Source organism: Paenisporosarcina sp. OV554 (assembly GCF_003058165.1).
Taxonomy (GTDB): Bacteria; Bacillota; Bacilli; order Bacillales_A; family Planococcaceae; genus Paenisporosarcina.
This window is the reverse complement of the sequence record NZ_QBUC01000003.1, coordinates 144,140-163,170: the sequence shown is the minus strand read 5'-3', so window position 1 is coordinate 163,170 and position 19,031 is coordinate 144,140. Positions and strand designations below refer to the sequence as shown.

At 37.3% G+C, this 19,031-nt stretch carries 17 protein-coding genes and 1 pseudogene; 10 read left to right on the top strand and 8 right to left on the bottom strand.

Annotated elements, in window-relative coordinates; all coding sequences use genetic code 11:
• Positions 1 to 78 precede the first annotated feature (78 nt).
• The gene (locus tag C8K15_RS04395; protein ID WP_108585219.1) at positions 79 to 1,632 is read left to right on the top strand and encodes a fatty acid--CoA ligase family protein; all 1,554 of its coding nucleotides are present in this window, start codon (positions 79 to 81) and stop codon (positions 1,630 to 1,632) included.
• Between the two features lie 188 nt (positions 1,633 to 1,820).
• On the opposite strand, the gene nadA is transcribed toward C8K15_RS04395, so the two are convergent.
• Genes nadA through nadB form a run of 3 tightly spaced genes read right to left on the bottom strand, consistent with a single transcriptional unit; the run spans position 1,821 to position 5,304 of the window.
• Positions 1,821 to 2,915, bottom strand: a complete 1,095-nt coding sequence (gene nadA, locus C8K15_RS04390; RefSeq protein ID WP_108585218.1) for a quinolinate synthase NadA — start codon at positions 2,913 to 2,915, stop codon at positions 1,821 to 1,823.
• Complete coding sequence (gene nadC / locus C8K15_RS04385; protein WP_108585217.1) at positions 2,912 to 3,766, bottom strand: carboxylating nicotinate-nucleotide diphosphorylase; 855 nt, start codon at positions 3,764 to 3,766, stop codon at positions 2,912 to 2,914. Before nadC ends, nadA begins: the two co-directional genes overlap by 4 nt.
• Positions 3,763 to 5,304: an L-aspartate oxidase gene (nadB, locus tag C8K15_RS04380; RefSeq protein WP_108585216.1), complete on the bottom strand. Its 1,542-nt coding sequence runs from the start codon at positions 5,302 to 5,304 to the stop codon at positions 3,763 to 3,765. Before nadB ends, nadC begins: the two co-directional genes overlap by 4 nt.
• Before the next feature lie 110 nt (positions 5,305 to 5,414).
• On the opposite strand from nadB, the gene C8K15_RS04375 reads away from it, so the two are divergent.
• Entirely contained in the window at positions 5,415 to 6,551 is a 1,137-nt protein-coding gene (locus C8K15_RS04375; protein WP_369973704.1) for an IscS subfamily cysteine desulfurase, read from the top strand.
• A gap of 410 nt (positions 6,552 to 6,961) precedes the next feature.
• Here C8K15_RS04375 and C8K15_RS20200 read toward each other — a convergent pair whose 3' ends face one another.
• Together C8K15_RS20200 and C8K15_RS04370 are read right to left on the bottom strand one after the other, a co-directional pair.
• Complete coding sequence (locus tag C8K15_RS20200) at positions 6,962 to 7,102, bottom strand: hypothetical protein (RefSeq protein ID WP_158268254.1); 141 nt, start codon at positions 7,100 to 7,102, stop codon at positions 6,962 to 6,964.
• Positions 7,102 to 8,391, bottom strand: coding sequence for a helix-turn-helix domain-containing protein (locus tag C8K15_RS04370; protein ID WP_108585214.1), 1,290 nt, complete (start codon positions 8,389 to 8,391; stop codon positions 7,102 to 7,104). Before C8K15_RS04370 ends, C8K15_RS20200 begins: the two co-directional genes overlap by 1 nt.
• A 266-nt stretch (positions 8,392 to 8,657) precedes the next feature.
• Between C8K15_RS04370 and C8K15_RS04365 the strand changes: the two genes are divergently transcribed.
• Positions 8,658 to 8,954 carry a DUF3006 domain-containing protein gene (locus C8K15_RS04365; protein WP_108585213.1) on the top strand — a complete coding sequence of 99 codons (297 nt, stop codon included), beginning with the start codon at positions 8,658 to 8,660 and terminating at the stop codon, positions 8,952 to 8,954.
• 100 nt (positions 8,955 to 9,054) lie between these two features.
• Here the strand turns inward: C8K15_RS04365 and C8K15_RS04360 are convergent, their stop codons facing one another.
• On the bottom strand, positions 9,055 to 10,344 hold the full coding sequence (locus tag C8K15_RS04360) for a helix-turn-helix domain-containing protein (protein ID WP_108585212.1): 1,290 nt from the start codon (positions 10,342 to 10,344) through the stop codon (positions 9,055 to 9,057).
• Positions 10,345 to 10,581: 237 nt separating this feature from the next.
• Between C8K15_RS04360 and C8K15_RS04355 the strand changes: the two genes are divergently transcribed.
• On the top strand, positions 10,582 to 10,791 hold the full coding sequence (locus C8K15_RS04355) for a hypothetical protein (protein WP_108585211.1): 210 nt from the start codon (positions 10,582 to 10,584) through the stop codon (positions 10,789 to 10,791).
• A 102-nt stretch (positions 10,792 to 10,893) separates the two neighbouring features.
• Here the strand turns inward: C8K15_RS04355 and C8K15_RS04350 are convergent.
• A pseudogene (locus C8K15_RS04350) lies at positions 10,894 to 11,115 on the bottom strand (alcohol dehydrogenase catalytic domain-containing protein); the annotation flags it as partial.
• A 152-nt stretch (positions 11,116 to 11,267) separates the two neighbouring features.
• On the bottom strand, positions 11,268 to 12,815 hold the full coding sequence (locus C8K15_RS04345) for an FAD-dependent oxidoreductase (protein ID WP_108585210.1): 1,548 nt from the start codon (positions 12,813 to 12,815) through the stop codon (positions 11,268 to 11,270).
• Between the two features lie 234 nt (positions 12,816 to 13,049).
• Between C8K15_RS04345 and C8K15_RS04340 the strand changes: the two genes are divergently transcribed.
• The 6 genes from C8K15_RS04340 (at position 13,050) to C8K15_RS04315 (ending at position 18,913) form a co-directional block, all read left to right on the top strand.
• Positions 13,050 to 15,026 (top strand): S9 family peptidase, encoded by a 1,977-nt coding sequence (locus C8K15_RS04340; protein WP_108585209.1) that lies wholly within the window; start codon positions 13,050 to 13,052, stop codon positions 15,024 to 15,026.
• An 11-nt stretch (positions 15,027 to 15,037) separates the two neighbouring features.
• Positions 15,038 to 15,580, top strand: coding sequence for a GNAT family N-acetyltransferase (locus C8K15_RS04335; protein WP_108585208.1), 543 nt, complete (start codon positions 15,038 to 15,040; stop codon positions 15,578 to 15,580).
• 146 nt (positions 15,581 to 15,726) lie between these two features.
• Entirely contained in the window at positions 15,727 to 16,362 is a 636-nt protein-coding gene (locus C8K15_RS04330; RefSeq protein WP_108585207.1) for a class I SAM-dependent methyltransferase, read from the top strand.
• Positions 16,363 to 16,374: 12 nt separating this feature from the next.
• Positions 16,375 to 16,845 (top strand): S-ribosylhomocysteine lyase, encoded by a 471-nt coding sequence (locus C8K15_RS04325; protein ID WP_108585206.1) that lies wholly within the window; start codon positions 16,375 to 16,377, stop codon positions 16,843 to 16,845.
• Positions 16,845 to 17,783: a PLP-dependent cysteine synthase family protein gene (locus C8K15_RS04320; protein WP_108585205.1), complete on the top strand. Its 939-nt coding sequence runs from the start codon at positions 16,845 to 16,847 to the stop codon at positions 17,781 to 17,783. The genes C8K15_RS04325 and C8K15_RS04320 overlap by 1 nt, the downstream gene beginning before the upstream one ends.
• The gene (locus C8K15_RS04315) at positions 17,780 to 18,913 is read left to right on the top strand and encodes a bifunctional cystathionine gamma-lyase/homocysteine desulfhydrase (RefSeq protein ID WP_108585204.1); all 1,134 of its coding nucleotides are present in this window, start codon (positions 17,780 to 17,782) and stop codon (positions 18,911 to 18,913) included. The genes C8K15_RS04320 and C8K15_RS04315 overlap by 4 nt, the downstream gene beginning before the upstream one ends.
• Positions 18,914 to 19,031 lie beyond the last annotated feature (118 nt).

The window sequence follows — 19,031 nt, the reverse complement described above, 5'->3', positions numbered from 1 at the left end:
TATTGTCAGAACATTTCTTATATAATGAAGACATTGAATAATGAATGAGTATTCATTCAATGCGAAGGGGAAGTACATATGAATTTAGTGTCTTGTGTTCGTGAAACTGCTTTAGAACAACCGAATAAAACAGCTTTTCATTTTATGGGTAGCGATACGTCTTATGCTGATTTTGATCAATCAATTGCACGCTTCGCTTCAGCCTTACGTGAATTAGGTGTGGAAAAAGGCGATCATGTTGCTTTATTACTAGGTAATACTCCACATTTTTTAATTTCACTTTACGCAACTATGCGTTTAGGGGCAACGGCAATTCCGATCAACCCAATTTATACACCTGATGAGATTTCTTATATTCTTCAAAACAGTGATGCTAAAGCCGTCATTGCGATTGATATGTTATTGCCATTGATTGAAAAAGTTGCAGGAGCATTCTCATCTGTATTAACTTATGTCATTTGTGAAACAACTCCAGATGCAGGAGAAAAGATAGCTTCTCTTCCTGAGGGCATTCGCGAAAAAGTGAAACCGTTTACACAGTTAATTAAATCATCTTCACCAGACGTATTGCCAGTCGATATTTCACCAGATGACAATGCAATCATCTTGTATACATCTGGAACAACAGGCCGTCCAAAAGGAGCAATCTTAACACATGAGAATTTATTCTCAAATGCGCGTGATACTGCTGATTATTTAGGGTTTTCTGATTCAGATAAAGTGTTAGCAACCTTGCCAGTATTTCATGTCTTTGCATTAACTGTTGTTGTAAATGCACCACTTTTAAAAGGAGCAACGATTTTACTTGTACCACGCTTTAGCCCACAAGATGTCTTTGACATAGCAAAAAATCAACAAGCTACTGTCTTTGCAGGGGTTCCTACAATGTATAATTTCTTATATCAATCTCCGCAAGCGAATGTTGCTGATTTTTCAACGATACGTTTGGCAATTTCAGGAGGGTCTTCTTTACCAGTAGCGTTGCTACATAACTTTGAAAACAAGTTTAAAGTGCGAGTTTCAGAAGGATATGGTCTATCTGAAGCTTCACCCGTTACATTGTTCAACCCACTCGATCGGGAACGTAAAGCTGGATCTATTGGAACGTCAATTCTTAATGTAGAAAACCGCATAGTAAATGAATTAGGCGAAGATGTTCAAATCGGGGAAGTGGGTGAGCTAATTGTACGTGGTCCAAACGTGATGAAAGGCTACTACAAAATGCCAGAAGAAACAGCTGCAACAATTCGCAATGGCTGGTTATATACAGGGGATTTAGCAAAAATCGATGAAGATGGTTATTTCTATATAGTGGATCGTAAAAAAGATTTAGTAATAGTTGGCGGCTACAATGTTTACCCTCGTGAAATAGAGGAAGTATTATTTGCACATCCAGATATAGTTGAGGCTGCTGTAATTGGGATGCCAGATGCAAACTTCGGCGAGGCAATTCATGCGTATGTAGTAGTAAAAGATGGGAGCATTGATGCTGAAACTTTAAGTGCATATTGCGCCGAACATTTAGCGAAATACAAAGTACCTCGCAACTTCGAGTTTTTAACTGAATTACCAAAGAACACGACTGGCAAAATTTTACGTCGCTCGTTAAAAGATTTAGCACTAACTAAATAATAGATTACCAGACACATTTAAGTGTCTGGTTTTTTATTGCAAAGATATCACTTTCTATATTAGTACTCACTGTACCTTGGGGATTTCTTTGCAAGTATCCAATTTCTTTTTATAGCTACCGCGAATTTACCTTGAAATTCCACATGAAAAAACCACTCCACAAATGCAAATGCGGAATGGTTTTTCACTTATAACATTTTCTCCAAAGCCATTTTCGCTTCTTCGGAAGTTTTGTCATCTACCATAATTTGATTGATAATCCGACCTTCAACAAGTTCTTCTAGTGCCCACGTTAAATGTGGCAAGTCAATTCGGTTCATCGTTAAACAAGGACACATAAAAGGGTTCAAGGATACTATATCACGATCAGGATAAGTTGAGATTAGTCGGTTTACTAAATTCATTTCTGTACCTATAGCCCATTTAGAACCAACTTCTGATGCGGCAATCATATCGATAATGTATTTAGTTGAGCCTGCAAAATCAGATGCATTTACGACTTCATACGTGCATTCAGGATGAACGAGAATTTGGCGGTCCGGTTCTTTGTCACGTAAATTCGCGACATGTTTTGGCAAGAAATTCATGTGTACAGAACAATGACCTTTCCACAAGATTACACGGACATCTTCAAGAGCACATTGGTGTTCTAACTTTTGTTTTATTGGGTCCCAAATAGCCATTTGTTCTAAGGGAATACCAAGTTTAACCGCTGTATTCCGACCTAAATGTTGATCTGGTAAAAATAGCATTCGTTGTTTTTGTGTCAATGCCCATTCCACCATTCCTTGCGCGTTGGAAGAAGTTACGGTTGCACCACCATTGCGGCCGACAAATGCTTTAATGGCTGCGGTCGAATTGACATAAGTTAACGGGACGATTGTGTCTCCAAAGTCTTTTTGTAATTCGATCCAAGCACGTTCGGTTTGATCAATATTCGCCATATCGGCCATCGAACAACCTGCACGCATATCAGGAAGAATGACTGCTTGTTTGACTGTGGATAATATATCTGCAGTTTCTGCCATGAAATGAACGCCACAAAAAATAATGTAGTCTGCCGTTTGTTTTGACGCGATTTGAGACAGTTGTAAAGAGTCGCCTGTAACATCTGCATAAGTAATCACTTCATCTTTTTGATAATGGTGTCCCAGAATATATAATCGATCACCGAGGAGATTTTTTGCGTGTAGCGCTCGGTTATGAAGTTCTTCTGTAGATGCGTTTAAATAGTGAGTCGGCATCGCATCAGCTAATTGTAATTCTTCTAGTAAAGACGTCAAACGAATACAGCCTCCTTACTCGAAACTGACAAATTCATACTGATATCTATATTTGATACACTATGTGTTAATGCACCAATGGAAATAACATCGACTCCTGTGTTTCGATATGCTGCCAATTTGTTTAAATCTATTCCCCCTGAGGCTTCAGTTCGAATAGATGAAGGGACTAGTTTTACCCAACGTGTCATTGTTTCTGGTGTCTGGTTATCAAACATAATGACATGTGGTTGAGCCGCAATTGCTTCTTGTAATTGTTGTTCCGTTTCGACTTCGACTTCGATCATCACCATATGACCTAGCGAAGCACGAACTCTATCTACAGCCTTCGTGATGGAACCTGCCGCAGCAATATGATTATCTTTTAGCATGACAGCGTCGTATAGGCCGATACGATGGTTGAAACCTCCACCTGCCCGAACCGCATATTTTTCGAACATTCGAAGACCAGGTGTTGTTTTACGTGTATCTACAATACGAGTTCGGGAAGAACCTAAAGTCTCAACGCATTGTGCTGTTAATGTCGCTATAGCACTCATACGTTGAACCAAATTCAACAACACACGCTCGCCTGAAAGTAATGACGCTACAGGACCAGTTAAACGAACTATAGCTTCACCAGACTTTACGTAATCACCATCTGACTTTAATAATTCAACTTTCACGCCTTCATCTAGTAAGCCGTAACCCCATTTAAAACAGTGCAAACCGGCAATTACTCCATCTTCTTTAAACCGGACAATTGCTTCTCCAATATCCGTTTCTCTGAATATGACTGAAGACACGTCACGATCGCCTATATCTTCAATCAAGAAATGTTTTAATGCTTCTTCTACTTTCAACCGGTTCATTTGACAGTCTCCTTACGTTCAATTTTGCGCGTCCCAATCGACACCCCTTGGATGGATTGTTCAATTACTTTTCCTGTCCATTCATCTGAAGAGGTCGGGTAATCATGACGATAGTGACCACCTCTGCTTTCAGTTCGAAGCAAAGCGGATTTTGCAATCAAACTGCTTGCGGTATAACGATGGATAAATGGTATTTCCTGATTCGTATATTCAGCAAGATTTAAAGGATAAAGAGGGAAATCGTTAACGAATGCATTTAATCCCTTTTCAGACCTTATAATCCCAACTTGCTCGGTCATCCGCAGTTCCATTTCAGTGAATTTGTGCTGATTCAACAACTTCGAATTAATCCTTATGGAATGTTTGTTTACTTGACGAATCACTGTTCCTTCTATTCTTTTAGCCAATCTTTGTGCGAAGACAAGACCTTCTAATAATGAATTACTGGCTAAACGATTGGCGCCGTGGACACCAGTTGAAGCGATTTCACCGATCGCATACAATTGTGAAACAGAAGTTTCCCCGACATCATTCGTTTTTACGCCGCCCATATGAAAGTGGGTACCTGGGCGTACTGGTAATAATTCATGAAGAGGGTTTAGGCCATGACTTAAGCAATTTGCGAAAATAGATGGAAACTTTTGATCAAATCGGTAAATATGTCGTGCATCTAAAAATACCGGATCATTCTTTTGCCAGTGCCACTCAATAACACGGGCTACAATATCTCTTGGTGCTAGCTCGAGTAAAGGGTGAACGTCTTTCATCACACGTACCCCGTCTTGATTAACTAGAAAAGCACCTTCACCTCTTACAGCCTCGGAAATAAGACCACAAGATTTTCCCTTTAACGTAAAAATAGTGGGGTGGAATTGAACAAATTCTAAATCTTCTAAAACGGCCCCAGCATGATAGGCAAGCGATAACCCGTCGCCAGTTGCAACAGATGAATTGGATGTTTGACTGTAAAGTTGACCAATTCCTCCTGTCGCTAGTACAATATGTCGCGCTTGTATTTCATGTCTTCTCCCGTGTTCGTCACCTACTATTACCCCTGTACAACGACCTTCTTGGAGTTGTAATTGTAAGACGGTATGAAAAGGGAGACGAGTTACTTTTTCTTGAGTATGTTTAAGCAGATATTGCATCAGCATCTTTCCGGTTTGATCTCCACCTGCATGTAAAATTCTTCTATGAGTGTGTGCGGCTTCTTGACCTAGATTAGGAGCTCCACTCGTAGTCATGTCAAAAGGGAGTCCTTGTGACATCAGTTTCTCGACGAGTATTTTCCCTTCTTGAACGAGGATGTCAACTCGTTCTAAATGTGCATGATTAGCAGTGGCAAGCATCGTGTCAACGGCATGTGTCGAAGGTGAGTCAAAGGGAGATAAAGAAGCTGCAATCCCGCCTTGAGCTAGCGCAGTATTACTCGTCAACGGATCTTCTTTTGTGAGGATGGCAATAGACATTGAAGAGGGGAGAGAATAAGCTAACATCAACCCTGCAACACCACCACCAACTATGCATATATCAAACATTTTTTACACCAACTTTACTGAAAGTTTACAAGTGTCTTGACACTATTAATGACATAAAGATACAGTGATTACAAGAAGAAAATCATTTTTGGAAGGAATTTGGTGATGAGATGATGATTTACTTAGACTCCGCTGCCACCTCTCCTATGAGAAAAGAAGCATTGGCCGCTTATATAGAAGCTGCTACCTCGGCTTTTGGAAACACTCAAAGTTTGCATGATGCTGGTTGTACTGCAGCTGACTATGTTGCTTCGTGTAGACAAATGTGGGGACGTTTTTTTAATGGACGTGAAGAAGGAATTTACTTTACAGCAAATGCTTCAGAAGGAAATCAACTAACGATTCGATCACTTTTAAGAGGAAGACCTCCGGAGTTCAAGGACATTGTAACGACAAAGTTAGAACATGCCTCTGTATTAACCACGATGCACGAATTAGAAAAAGAGGGATATCGCATTCATTACATTCCAGTTAATATTTTTGGAGTTATAGATATCCAAGCATTTGAACAAGCTGTAAATCATCAAACCGCGTTAATTGTCATGCAGTTAGTTAACTCGGAAATGGGTGCCATTCAACCAGTTAAAGAATGTGCCAATTATGCCAAGCATTTAGGCGTTCCTTTTCATTGTGATATCGTCCAAGGATTGGGGAAAATTGCTCTAGATGTGACTGACCTGGGCGTAACATCTATTGTGTGCTCAGCGCATAAAATCGGGGGACCAAAAGGTGTCGGAATCGTTTATATAAATCCTTCGGTACACTGGGAATCTGTTTATGAAGGCACCACACATCAGCATGGATTTCGATCAGGCACGGTCGACGTTCCGGCAATTGTTTCGGCAACAATCGCAGCTAAATATGCATTGTCTGATCAAGCAGAAGCTTTTCAACAGGCACTACGATTGCAAACTTTTGTGTTGGAGAACTTACCAAAAGGTGTCCAATTGGTCGGTGATAAATACACTAAGTCCCCGTTTATTTTAGGACTTATTATGCCTCACGTGGAAGGGCAATGGATGATGCTTGAATGTAATCGCCAGCAAATCGCCATTTCGACAGGTACTGCTTGTAAAATTGGATTTGGAGAGGCAATGTCTGCAATGAGTGCAATTGGCTATGCCAGTGACGAGGCAAGAAAATTTGTCCGTATTTCTTTTAACCAACATACAACATCTCAAGAAGTAGAGATATTTTTGAAAGTCGTAAAACAATCACTAAATGACATAATAAAAGCCACACTATGAACTAGGTGGCTTTTATTATATTGTTCATTTAAATAATTGCGTTACGTTGCTCTTTAACACAACAAGTTTAACTCGAAACTCATAATGGGCAATAGTTGATGTATGCCAAACTAAATTTTGATATTTCATGAAACTGAAACATAAGCAATTGCGTATTATATACATATATAGAATTAGAGGGAAGGGAGTGAATCAAATTGAATCTTAGTGTTGTCATTATCACAATCATAGTTTTCATAATTCCTCTGATCATCATTGGCCTACTAATCTTTATGTTCATTTCAATGAAAAAACGTAAAAATAAACTCAACCAAATAGAACACTCACTCTCTGATGGAGTATCCAAAAGACAAATTAAATAAAAAAAGCAGCAGCGACTTGAATTGAATCAAGTCGTTGCTGCTTTTTGACTAGTTGCTTAATGTGACAAATGTAGTTGTTGGTGTGCCTGTGATTCTTGGAAGCACATTTTCAGCTAATGTAATACCTTGTTGACTAAATGCAATAATAATTACCGCTGCGATAAATGTAACCAATAATTTCTTTTTCATTATAATTCCTCCAATGAATTAATAGATTTCAATTGAAACTGGTAAAAAACAGCTTTTTGATAAATTAAGGCAGAGTTTTTATATTTCCTATTTTCACTATAAATGTTACCCAACAAAATTGAATATTTGTTAGCATAGCGATAATCCTTAACACTTTCAAAATGCTGGATTGCAGAGAGAATCAGTTGTTCAGAGTTTAAATCCATTTCTTTTATGACTTTATATATACTAAAATGATAGAAAAATGACTTATGCTTTTCCGACGAATTCTCTTCAATTGAAGCAAGCCCTTTATCACACCATTCAATAACCTTTTCAATGTTTTCTTTCTTAGAATATTCTTTAACAATAGAGTAAATCGTTATTAATTCACCATCTGTATCATGCCAATAATCAAGGCTTTCGATGAAATATTCTATTGCTTTATCACAATTTCCTTGTAAAGAATACAGAGCTCCCAAGTTTTGAGTAATAATACCTTCATATTTATTTAATCTAATATCTTTTGCCAATTTCTTTGTGAGTAAAAAACATTCTTCGGCACTCTTAAATTTGGATGTCATCATTTGTGCAACACCGGTAACGATATAACAATCAATTGCCCTAGCAAAAATTAAATTGTCTTTGTAATAATTTAATGACTTAGTAGAATATTCAATTGTGTTTAATAAGTGGTTATTAGAAAGATAGGCCATACTAATAGCATGGTAAAAGTCAGCAAGTTCCCATTCATCTAGATGAAAGTTTGTAACGCTTTCGAGGGCAATTTCGAAATGATTTAAAGCAACTTTATAATCGTTCAATAAATAAAGATATAAACCACAATTATTATTGAAAATAAACTTTTGGCGATCGTTAAACTTTTCTTGCATTTGTTCTAATGCATTCATCAGATTTTTTACTGTTTCATTATCAGCTTCTGTAATTAAATATAGTCGAAATAAATAGAGATTATACGTAAAAAAGTTACTTTCATCTACAAAAAGAAAATTTCTTTTATTATATGTAGTTAGCCTTTCTAATATCTCGCTTTTATTTCTTTCAATAATTGCTTCTCTATAGAGCGAATAAAGTTCAGATAAAAACTTCAATTCTTGTTCAGTGGAAAGATCTTCATAATCTAAATCCAGTCTTTCCAAAAGAAGTTGTAGTACATCTTCACTAGGTATTGTTTGGTTATTCTCAATCTTACTTAAGTAGGATGTGGAACAAATACCTTTGGCTAGACTAACTTGCTTCATATTCTGTTGGATACGTGCCATTTTGATTAGTAAACCAATATTATTCATATATCCACCTTTTATACTACTAGAGTAATTGAGTCATATCTACTACACGAGGTTGGGAAACATTATAGGAATACCTATAAAAAAACGCGTGTTTTGGAAAAAAGTTTCCCAACCTGTTTTTCTTTCTTATTCTATCTTAACGAATTATGATTATATTGTAACTAGTTAATCAATTAATATTCTTCAAATTCTACGTTTATTAAGAATATTTAGCAATTAATAACTTTCTTCAAGCAAAACATCATTTTAAAAGGGAGCTGTTCATTATGTTTACAGGGAGAATGTACAAATTGGATCGGTTTGAAGATGATTTAGCAGTACTTTTAGAATTTCCTAGTGATTCAAACGTATTAGTGGTTCCAACGGATGATTTAAAGCATGGAATGAAAGTTGGCGACATATTATTAGTAGACATAAAAGAAGAAGGATTTATAATTTCGAAGGTAAACAAACGTACTGCGAATAAACACAAGAACGCAGAATCGCTTTGTCCTTCACAAAAAATTGACAGTTATTATATAGACTATGAACATGGTTGTTTAGTCTATACGACAGCAAGTTAATCATTGCGTTCAAAGACATCTTCGCCAATGTCTCTGACATACACAGAAAAGCCTGTAATTAGTTCCCCCGACCTCGGGAACTAGTTACAGGCTTTTGCATTTATAAATCTTCCCACGAGGAATAATTATTAATTAAGAATAAATATTCATTTGCAGCTGAATAATACTTAGCTGCATTTTTATATTTATTTTTTTCGTAAAAATATTCTGCCAAAAACGTATAGTATTTATAAATATAAATGTAATCATTTGTATTTTTAAAGAATTGAATAGCTTTTAATATAATCTGTTCAAAGTTTAGGTAATCAGAGTATTTAGAAATATATATATTTAAGTGATGGTGATACAGTTGCAAGTCTGGATTTTCTTCATCTAACGATATTTGTATTCCCTTTTGAGCCCATTCAATTACTTTATTGGCATTCCCTTGTTTTGAAAACTCTTGAACAATTGATATGATACTCATCAATTTCACTTCAGCTTCATCACTTAAAGTCATACTTTCTATATAATGCTCAATTGCTTTTTCCCAATCTCCTCGTTGTGCCAATATGGACCCAAGATTATGGAAAATCATAAAAAAGTGTTTTTCTAAATTAAGTTGGATTGTAATTCTTTTAGCTAATTGTAATGTTTCTTGAGCTTCGTCAAGTTTAAACGATCTCTTTTGAGCGACGGACAATACTAAATAACACTCAATTGCTCTGTGATAATAGAAATTATCTTTGAAATAAGATAATGCTTTTTGAATAAATTCAATGCAAATTACTAGTCGTTGCTGATTGAGGTAAATTAAGCTCAGCATATAATAAAAATCTGCAGTTTCCCAATCTAAAGCAGATGCGTTTTGATGAGCATTATAAGCTTGCTCAAAAGCTTTTAATGCTAATGCATAATCATGTTTAAAATAATAGAAATTACCTACACATGTGTGAAATAAAAACGTCTGGTGGTCATTAAAATTACTTGATAGCTCGGATAAAGCCAAAATCAACTCACTTGTGTCATCACGCGTTTTTTGTGCGATAAGAGTTAGTCTTAAAACCATAAGTTGATATGTATAATAGTTGCTTGAATCACTAAACAAATAATGTTCATTATTAATTTTCTTTAGCTGCTGAGCTACGAGTTCTCGATCTTTGTTCATAATGGCATTGAAATAAATTTCTCGTATATGTGCAAGATAACTATCATCATCCAAATTTTTGTTTTGGGTGATAGATAGTTCAAGTCTATTTAAAAGTAAATCAATAACTTCTTGGCTTGGAATGATTGAATTATTTTCGATTTTACTAAGGTATGAGGGCGTACAAACTCCCTGAGCAAGTGTTATTTGCTTCATGTTCCTTCTAATTCTTTCAAGTTTGATGACGTGTCCAAAATTATTCATGGGCGTAGTCTCCTAATTTGCTACATTTTACAATTCTAATCTTAATCCTACTATACGTTGGCAGAACTATAAACAAAAGCATAATTAAGAAATTTATTTCATATATTCACGATTATTAGGTTCTAAATGTGAAAACTTTCCCAACATTTTCGACATTTTTCGACGTTTTTTTCATGTAGAATAAGTCTATAGAAATAAATGATTGAAAATAGGTCGTAAAAAGAAGGGTGAGATGTCATGAAATATTCTGCACAAGAGTTTATGGAAGTCACAATAGATTGGATGCTATTACGTATGCTTGGAATTGTGAACAAGCCTATAAACTTTATTGCCTTGACATTTTTTGTGATGTTTTTAATCTACACCATAACTTCGGTACTTCCTATACTGGGTGAAGGTGTAATTGAAGTCAAAAAGCATATGAACACAGATGTGTTTCGCTTTTAACAATAATGAAAAAATCCTCTTTAGCGTCATTACTTGCTAAAGAGGATTTTTCTATGGTTTCAAGACAAACTTAATGCTTTCATCTTCATGGTCGTTAAATATAACTTTGGTCACTTCTGAGCCAACTTCTTCGATACCCATTGGTTCATGTCCAATCACGTAGTCTTTTCTAACTGGAAGTGCTCCTTGATAAATGTGAAGATCTGAACCGCAAATGGCTGTGGATGTTATTCGTATGATAATATCATCTCGTTTTTGAAGTAGGGGATCTGCAACTTCTTTTACTTGGATATCTTTCGTTCCTTGAAATGTAACTGCCTTAATAGGTCATCCTCCTTGGAATAGTTCCTAAAATGGTTTTACATGTTTTAAGAAATTTACCCGTATTTTTCAACATGAAACATTAAATGCCATGCTTTAAGCTTTTTAAAAAGAAGAAGGCCAATCTCTATTTAACATAGAAATTGGCGCTTCAATTATTTGCGTTCCAATGGTTTTACCGCAGGTCCTTCTAACACTTCACCTTTGTAAGAAAACCTTGAGCCGTGACATGGACAATCCCACGTACGTTCTCCATCATTCCAGTGCACGTCACAACCTAAATGGGTACAAGTAGGTTTTACTAAGTGTAATTGCCCGTTTTTATCCTTGTATGCACCGGTTTTGTGGTTATCTACCATTACGATGCGTCCTTCGTCATTTTTTAAATCGTCTACTGAATCTGTTGGGCGGTCGAATTTACCGGTTACTAATTCTTTTGCGACATTGGCATTCATCTTCACAAAATGTTTAGCGTCTTCTTTTTTTATTTTTGATCGAGTTGGTGAGTATAAGTCTTTACATGGATTGAATTTATTTTGCGCAAGATCTGCAAGCAACAATCCAGCAGTGGTACCATTCGTCATACCCCATTTGGAAAAACCGGTTGCTAAAAATACATGTGACGAGCTACTAGACATTTCTCCAATATAGGGAAGACGGTCGAGTGTCTCATAATCTTGTGCAGACCAATGCGTATCGATTGATTCAACTTGGAAATGCTGTTTTGCAAATTGGGTGAGCGTTTCATATCGTTGAACAGTGGATTCATCATGAGAATCGTCATCATGTTGCCCTGTTTTATGTCCTTCTCCGCCAACTATCACATAGCTTTCGCCTTTGTCTCCTTTTGCTGTACGAATGGAGCGGCTAGGCTTTTCAACATTAATATACATTCCAGTCATTTGTTCACTTGGAACCCTTACACAAACTGCATAGGAACGTTGGGGAGACAGTCGTGAAAAATAGAAGCCTTCTTTATCGTTAAAGGGGAAGTGACTAGTTACTAATGCTTGTTTGGCCTTAATGATATGACCTTCCATGGTTTCGATGAAAACTTCGTCATCATCTTCTCTAAGTGATTTAGCACGGGTATCTTCGTAAAAAGTCACACCAAGTTTCTGTGCTTCTTTAACTAACCCGTTAATATATTTGACCGGATGAAATTGAGCTTGGTCAGGTATTGTTAACGTTTCACTTACAGAAAATGGAAGTTCATCTTTAGAAGTTGACAGTTCACCTAGGATGCCTAGTTGATCATAGGCCGCTTTCTCTGTATGTAATTTTTCAACACCTTCAGGAGTTTGTGCATAGAGAACAGCGTGACGTTCTTCAAAGTCGCAATCAATGGAGAGTGAATCAATCCACTTTTTTATTTGCTCTCTTGCCTTTTGGTTGGCATCAAAGTATTGACTTGCTTCATTTTTTCCGAACGTCTGAATTAATTCATCATAAATAACCCCATGTTGTGCAGTTATTTTAGCTGTTGTAAATCCAGTAGTACCGCTGACGATTTTACTTCCTTCTATAACATGTACCGTTACACCTTCGTTTGCGAGCACATAGGCAGCTGTGACCCCAGCAATTCCAGCCCCAATTATACATACATCTGTTGTAAGGTTTTCTGTTAAAGGTGGATAAGTTTTATTAGATCTTTCTTTTCTCCAATAGGATTTTGTGACTTTTGGTAGTTCAAGTGGACACATAAGAATTCCTCCCGACAGTAGTTCCTTCATTATTACCCATTTTTAGAAAATACAATCATCATCCTATGTTTTCATATTTCCAACAGTGGATTAATCGGTTCTTATTCAAACGATTTCCAGCCCACAACTTGAGTATGTAATGATAATCGATGGAAAATTTATGCTATATAATTAAAGGGAAAATCTTACGGTTGTTGAAATAGATAGTATACGGCAACATTTGGAGGAATTATCATGACAAAACGTAAATTAACAATAGAAGATTTAAGTAAGTTGATTTCAGTTACTCAGCCTTCTTTAGCACCCAATCAACAAGAAGCAGTTTTTGTGCAAACGAAAATCAATGACAAAGATAATACTTATCAAGCAAATTTATGGCATGTAGATTTGGAGACAAAGAAATTGACACAATGGACACATGGCAAGGAGAAAATTTCTAGTCCATGCTATTCGCAAGATGGAAGTCAGTTGGCGTTTTTATCTACGCGTGATGACAAAAATCAATTATATGTTTTATCCACAAGAGGTGGAGAAGCACGTAAAGTTACTTCGTTTGAAAAAGGTGTCAGCAGTTTCTTATGGTCTCCTTGTGGAAAGAAGATATGGTTTTTGGCTCCTGTAAAAGAAGGAAAGAACTTTACAGACGAGCCAGAGAAAGAAGAGAAGAAAAATCCTGAACCTTATATAGTAAATAAAATGAAATACAAAATGGACGGAGCGGGTTTACTCCCTCAAGACATCTATAAGCATATTGGTGTAATTGATCTCGAAACTGAGGAAGTGAAACAATTTACTCAAGGTAATCATCTTTATGATTTACAGGCTATTTCTCATAATGGGGAGAAAATAGTGTTCAGTGTCAATCGTTCTGAAAGTTTGGATTTCGAATTCCGACAAGCTTTATATTTGGTTGATAGTGAATCGAAAGAAGAGAAGTTAATCATTGACGAAGATGGTTACTTTGGCGGTGCAGTTTTTTCTTTGGATGATAAAAAGCTAGCATTTGTCGGAAGTGATTCTGCTTACAAAAATGCTACGCATACAGATTTGTATGTCTATGATCTAAAGTCTGGCTCTCGAGAAATTCTAACGGAAGGCATCGATGCACCGGTTGGAGATTATGTTGTTGCAGACCATCAACAAGGGGCAAATGCACCAAGCGTGGTATGGACGGAAGACAATCTTTTGTACTTCCAAGTGTCTACAATGGGTGACGTTCGTTTATACGCCGCATCTTTAGAAGGGGAGATGTATCCAGCCACTGCAGATGATGAACATGTATACGGCTATGATGTTGCGAAGTCTGGAGAGTTTGCGCTCGTCACCGTTTCAAATTCAACGAAAATCGGTGAACTTTATTTACAAACCATTGCAACTGGTGAACGCAATGCGCTAACATCATTCAATGAATCATTTGAAAATGAAGTTGAACTTGTTCAACCACAAGCGATTATGTTTCAAGGAGCTAAAGAGTGGGCTGTTCATGGATGGTTAATGAAACCAGCAGGCTTTGTTGAAGGACAGAATTATCCATTAATTGTGGAGATTCATGGTGGTCCGCATGCTATGTACGCTAACACGTTTTTCCATGAGCTTCAGCTTTTGGCCGCACAAGGTTACGGTGTTCTGTATATTAATCCTCGTGGTAGTCATGGTTACAGTCAGCAGTTTGTCGACGCAGTTCGGGGTGATTATGGTGGTGGTGATTATGAAGACATCATGGCAGCCGTTGACTCAGTCCTTTCTGATAATGACTGGATTGATGAAAATCGTCTAGGTGTAACTGGTGGTAGTTATGGTGGCTTTATGACTAACTGGATCGTTAGTCATTCAAATCGCTTTAAAGCAGCAGTGACACAACGCTCCATTTCAAACTGGGTAAGTTTCTTTGGTGTTTCAGATATCGGCTATTATTTTAATGAATGGCAAATTGGAGCAGATATGACAGATGTAGAAAAACTATGGAACCATTCTCCTCTAAAATATGCTAAACACATTGAAACACCGTTACTCATTTTGCATAGTGAAAAAGATTTCAGATGTCCTATTGAGCAAGCAGAACAACTGTATATCACATTAAAACAAATGAAAAAAGAGACAGGCTTTGTTCGTTTCCCAGATGCTGACCACAACTTGTCGCGTACTGGCTATCCAAATCTACGTTATGCACGACTTGAGCAAATTACAGGTTGGTTTAAAAAGTATTTATGAGGTGATAGTTCTTGACTGATTTATCAACAAAGGTTCATTTGCGACCTTTTTATGAAGACGATTTATGTACACTTTGGGCAATGAGTGCGAAAGAAGAAAATCCAGAGTGGAAGAAATGGGATGCACCTTATTATCCATACAAACCACAAACATTAGAAAAATTTCTATCAAATAAAGATCGTTATCTTCGAAAAGAACATATTTTCGCTATTGAAATAAATGAAGAACTCGTCGGCATGGTGTCTTACTATTGGGAACATGAACCTTCTTTATGGCTTGAAATGGGAATCGTCATATTTAAGCCTGAATATTGGAGCGGGGGTTATGGTACAGAAGCAATTAGACAATGGATGAATCGCTTGTTTAAAACAATGCCTCTCGTACGCGTTGGATTTACCACTTGGTCTGGAAATGATCGAATGATTTGCGTCGGTGAAAAACTCGGCATGTCAATGGAAGCACGGATCCGCAAAGTTCGTTATTACGAAGGTAAATATTATGACTCCATTCGCATGGGTATTTTACGAGAAGAATGGGAAGCTACTAAAATATAAAATCAAGACCCCTTTCGCATAATTCGAAAGGGGTTTTTTGGGTACAAGAGTAGAAATAACGTTTGAAATATGTTATAAATAAGTCTGTTAACCTAATGCCAAGTAATCAGGTAGGAATAATATATAAATAAAAAGGAGAATTTACTATGGGGCGTGAATTCGTAGAGATTTTTGATAAATGGGTAGAGTCTTATGATGCATCAGTCTCAGGACAAGATCCTGAATATCGTGATGTATTTGAAAAATATGATGAGATACTTTCTGCAGTTACAAATAAGTCTTTAGGGGCAGTTGTTGAATTCGGAACAGGAACTGGCAACTTAACGGCGAAGTTATTAGAAGCGGGTCATTCTGTTATTGGAATTGAACCAAACGATGCGATGCGTCGAGTCACGGCGAAGCGTTTTCCTGACTTAGTGTTAATAGACGGTGATTTATTAGATTTTGAGAAACCACAAAAGGTCGAAACGTTCGTTAGTACGTATGTATTTCACCATTTAAAAGATAGTGAGAAAGAAAAAGCATTATTAACATATGCTAGTATATTGCCGGTGGGTGGCAAAATTGTATTTGCAGATACCGTTTTTACATCAGAGGAAGCGAAACAAGCACAGATTTCAAAAGAACGTGCACGTGGTTTTAATAACGTGGCGGACGACTTAGAACGGGAGTACTACACAACGATTCCTGTATTGACGCATGCATTTGAAAAAGCAGGATTCGATGTTCAGTTTGAACAGATGAATGATTTTGTGTGGTTAATGGACGCGATTAAAAAATAAGGAGTGGAAAAGATGAAACAAATGAATGTAGAAAGTTTTAACTTAGATCATACTAAGGTAGTTGCACCATATGTACGATTAGCTGGACGTAAAATGGGCGCAAATGGAGACGAAATTTTAAAGTATGATATTCGTTTTAAGCAACCGAATAAAGAACATATGGAAATGGCTGGACTCCATTCTATTGAGCATTTAATGGCTGAAAACATTCGTAACCATACAGATCAAGTGGTAGACATGAGCCCTATGGGATGCCAAACAGGATTTTATTTAGCTGTTATTAATCATGATGACTTCGACGAAATTTTAATGATTTTAGAAAAAACGCTTGAAGATGTCATGCAAGCAACTGAAGTACCTGCTTGTAATGAAGTACAATGTGGCTGGGCTGCCAATCATAGTTTAGAAGGCGCCAAAGAGATTGCACGCGAGATGCTCTCTAAGAAAGATGAATGGCGTACGGTATTCGCGGAGGAAGTATAATGAATGTCTACGGAAGCGTTCACGAATTGATTGGCAATACACCAGTCGTAGAGATCAACAATATTGATATTCCGAATAATTGTCGCATATTTGCAAAGCTTGAGTTCATGAATCCTGGTGGTAGTGTGAAAGATCGTTTAGGTGTATCTTTATTAAAAGATGCTGTAGAATCTGGAAAGCTACAACCAGGTGGAACCATTATCGAACCAACAGCTGGTAATACAGGAATCGGTGTAGCTTTAGCGGCAATTGGCAAAGGCTACACGGTGAAATTTGTTGTGCCACAAAAGTTCAGTATGGAAAAACAAACATTGATGCGTGCACTTGGTGCTGAAATCGTGAATACACCCACGGAACTTGGAATGAAAGGTGCCATTGCAAAAGCTGAGGAGCTTGTAAAAGAAACGCCAGGTGCTTTTTCACCTTCCCAGTTTTCAAATCCTGCAAATCCAGAAACGTATGTACACACATTAGGACCTGAATTATGGCGCGATTTAGATGGTAGAATTAACGTCTTTGTAGCAGGTGCTGGCTCAGGTGGAACATTTATGGGAACGGCGAAGTATTTAAAAAATCAAAATGTAGATATTAAAACAGTAATCGTTGAACCACAAGGCTCGATTTTAAATGGTGGTGAACCTGGTTCGCATTACACAGAAGGTATCGGTATGGAGTTTTTACCAGGCTATATGGATAAAACGTATTTTAATGCTATTCATACAGTTACTGACAAAAATGCTTTTGAAAAAATGCGTGTATTAGCTAAAGAAGAAGGTCTTCTTGTCGGCAGTTCTTCAGGTGCTGCTTTTTATGCGGCACTTGAAGAAGCGAAAGTGGCGGAACCAGGAAGCCATATCGTGACGATTTTTGCGGATTCAAGCGAACGTTATTTAAGCCAAAATGTTTATGAATTATTGAAGGAGGACGAAGCACAATGAGACCAAAAACAAAATTAATTCACGCGGGTATCGTTGGGGACGAAACAACAGGTGCCGTTTCCACACCGATTTACCAAGTAAGCACATATAAACAAGATGCTGTAGGAGACTTCCGTGGATACGAATATTCACGTACAGGCAATCCTACTCGTCATGCACTTGAAGTTTTAATTAGTGATTTAGAAGGCGGTCATGCTGGCTTTGCTTTTGGTTCAGGAATGGCAGCTATCAGTTCAGTAATGATGCTTTTTAATGCAGGAGATCATATCGTTATGACTGACGATGTTTACGGTGGTACATACCGTGTCATGACAAAAGTATTAAATCGTTTCGGTATTGAATCAACATTCGTAGATTCTTCAAACGCGGCTGAATTTGAAGCGGCAATTAAAGAAAACACAAAAGCAGTCTTTATTGAATCTCCAACCAATCCATTATTAAAAGTAACGGATATTGCGGAAATTGCTAAATTGGCAAAAGCAAAAGGATTGTTAACGATTGTTGATAACACGTTCATGACACCATACTTGCAACAACCATTGTCTCTTGGTGCAGATATCGTTTTGCATAGTGCAACGAAGTATATCGGAGGCCATAGTGATGTAGTTGCTGGGTTGGTAGTTGTTGCGACAGAAGAGTTAGCGAAAGACCTACACTTTGTTCAAAACTCAGTAGGTGCGATTTTAGGACCACAAGATTCATGGTTATTGATCCGTGGCTTGAAGACACTTGGAATCCGCATGGAAGAAACGAATTCAAATGCGAAGCGCATTGCTGATTACCTTGTTGCGCATGAAGCGGTTGGAAAAGTGTTCTATCCAGGATTGGAATCACATGTTGGGTATGACATCATGAAAAAACAAGCAAGTGGTTTCGGAGGCATGATTTCTTTTGATGTAGGCAGTACTGAAAAAGCCGATCATTTGATCAAGAAATTGAAATACTTCACACTTGCAGAAAGTCTGGGAGCAGTGGAAAGCTTGATCTCCACGCCGGCACGGATGACGCATGCGTCAATTCCGGCAGAACGCCGCCAAGAACTCGGTATTTTAGATGGATTGGTGCGTATTTCGGTAGGCATTGAAGACGTTGAAGATTTAATTGAAGATTTAGAGCAAGGGTTAGCTTAAATATTGGTTACAATGAGTCACTCAAAATAATTTTGGGTGGCTTTTTTGTGTGAACTATTAAAGACAGACCTATACTATTTATCACCTATTGAAACATATTCTAAAGTACGGGAAGGAG

Bases quoted from the DNA above. Each gene is read 5' to 3' on its own strand.
- C8K15_RS04395 (WP_108585219.1), top strand. From the start codon at position 79: ATGAATTTAGTGTCTTGTGTTCGTGAAACTGCTTTAGAACAACCGAAT.
- nadC (WP_108585217.1), bottom strand. From the start codon at position 3,766: ATGAACCGGTTGAAAGTAGAAGAAGCATTAAAACATTTCTTGATTGAA.
- nadB (WP_108585216.1), bottom strand. From the start codon at position 5,304: ATGTTTGATATATGCATAGTTGGTGGTGGTGTTGCAGGGTTGATGTTA.
- C8K15_RS04375 (WP_369973704.1), top strand. From the start codon at position 5,415: ATGATGATTTACTTAGACTCCGCTGCCACCTCTCCTATGAGAAAAGAA.
- C8K15_RS20200 (WP_158268254.1), bottom strand. From the start codon at position 7,102: ATGAAAAAGAAATTATTGGTTACATTTATCGCAGCGGTAATTATTATT.
- C8K15_RS04370 (WP_108585214.1), bottom strand. From the start codon at position 8,391: ATGAATAATATTGGTTTACTAATCAAAATGGCACGTATCCAACAGAAT.
- C8K15_RS04365 (WP_108585213.1), top strand. From the start codon at position 8,658: ATGTTTACAGGGAGAATGTACAAATTGGATCGGTTTGAAGATGATTTA.
- C8K15_RS04360 (WP_108585212.1), bottom strand. From the start codon at position 10,344: ATGAATAATTTTGGACACGTCATCAAACTTGAAAGAATTAGAAGGAAC.
- C8K15_RS04355 (WP_108585211.1), top strand. From the start codon at position 10,582: ATGAAATATTCTGCACAAGAGTTTATGGAAGTCACAATAGATTGGATG.
- C8K15_RS04345 (WP_108585210.1), bottom strand. From the start codon at position 12,815: ATGTGTCCACTTGAACTACCAAAAGTCACAAAATCCTATTGGAGAAAA.
- C8K15_RS04340 (WP_108585209.1), top strand. From the start codon at position 13,050: ATGACAAAACGTAAATTAACAATAGAAGATTTAAGTAAGTTGATTTCA.
- C8K15_RS04330 (WP_108585207.1), top strand. From the start codon at position 15,727: ATGGGGCGTGAATTCGTAGAGATTTTTGATAAATGGGTAGAGTCTTAT.
- C8K15_RS04325 (WP_108585206.1), top strand. From the start codon at position 16,375: ATGAAACAAATGAATGTAGAAAGTTTTAACTTAGATCATACTAAGGTA.
- C8K15_RS04320 (WP_108585205.1), top strand. From the start codon at position 16,845: ATGAATGTCTACGGAAGCGTTCACGAATTGATTGGCAATACACCAGTC.
- C8K15_RS04315 (WP_108585204.1), top strand. From the start codon at position 17,780: ATGAGACCAAAAACAAAATTAATTCACGCGGGTATCGTTGGGGACGAA.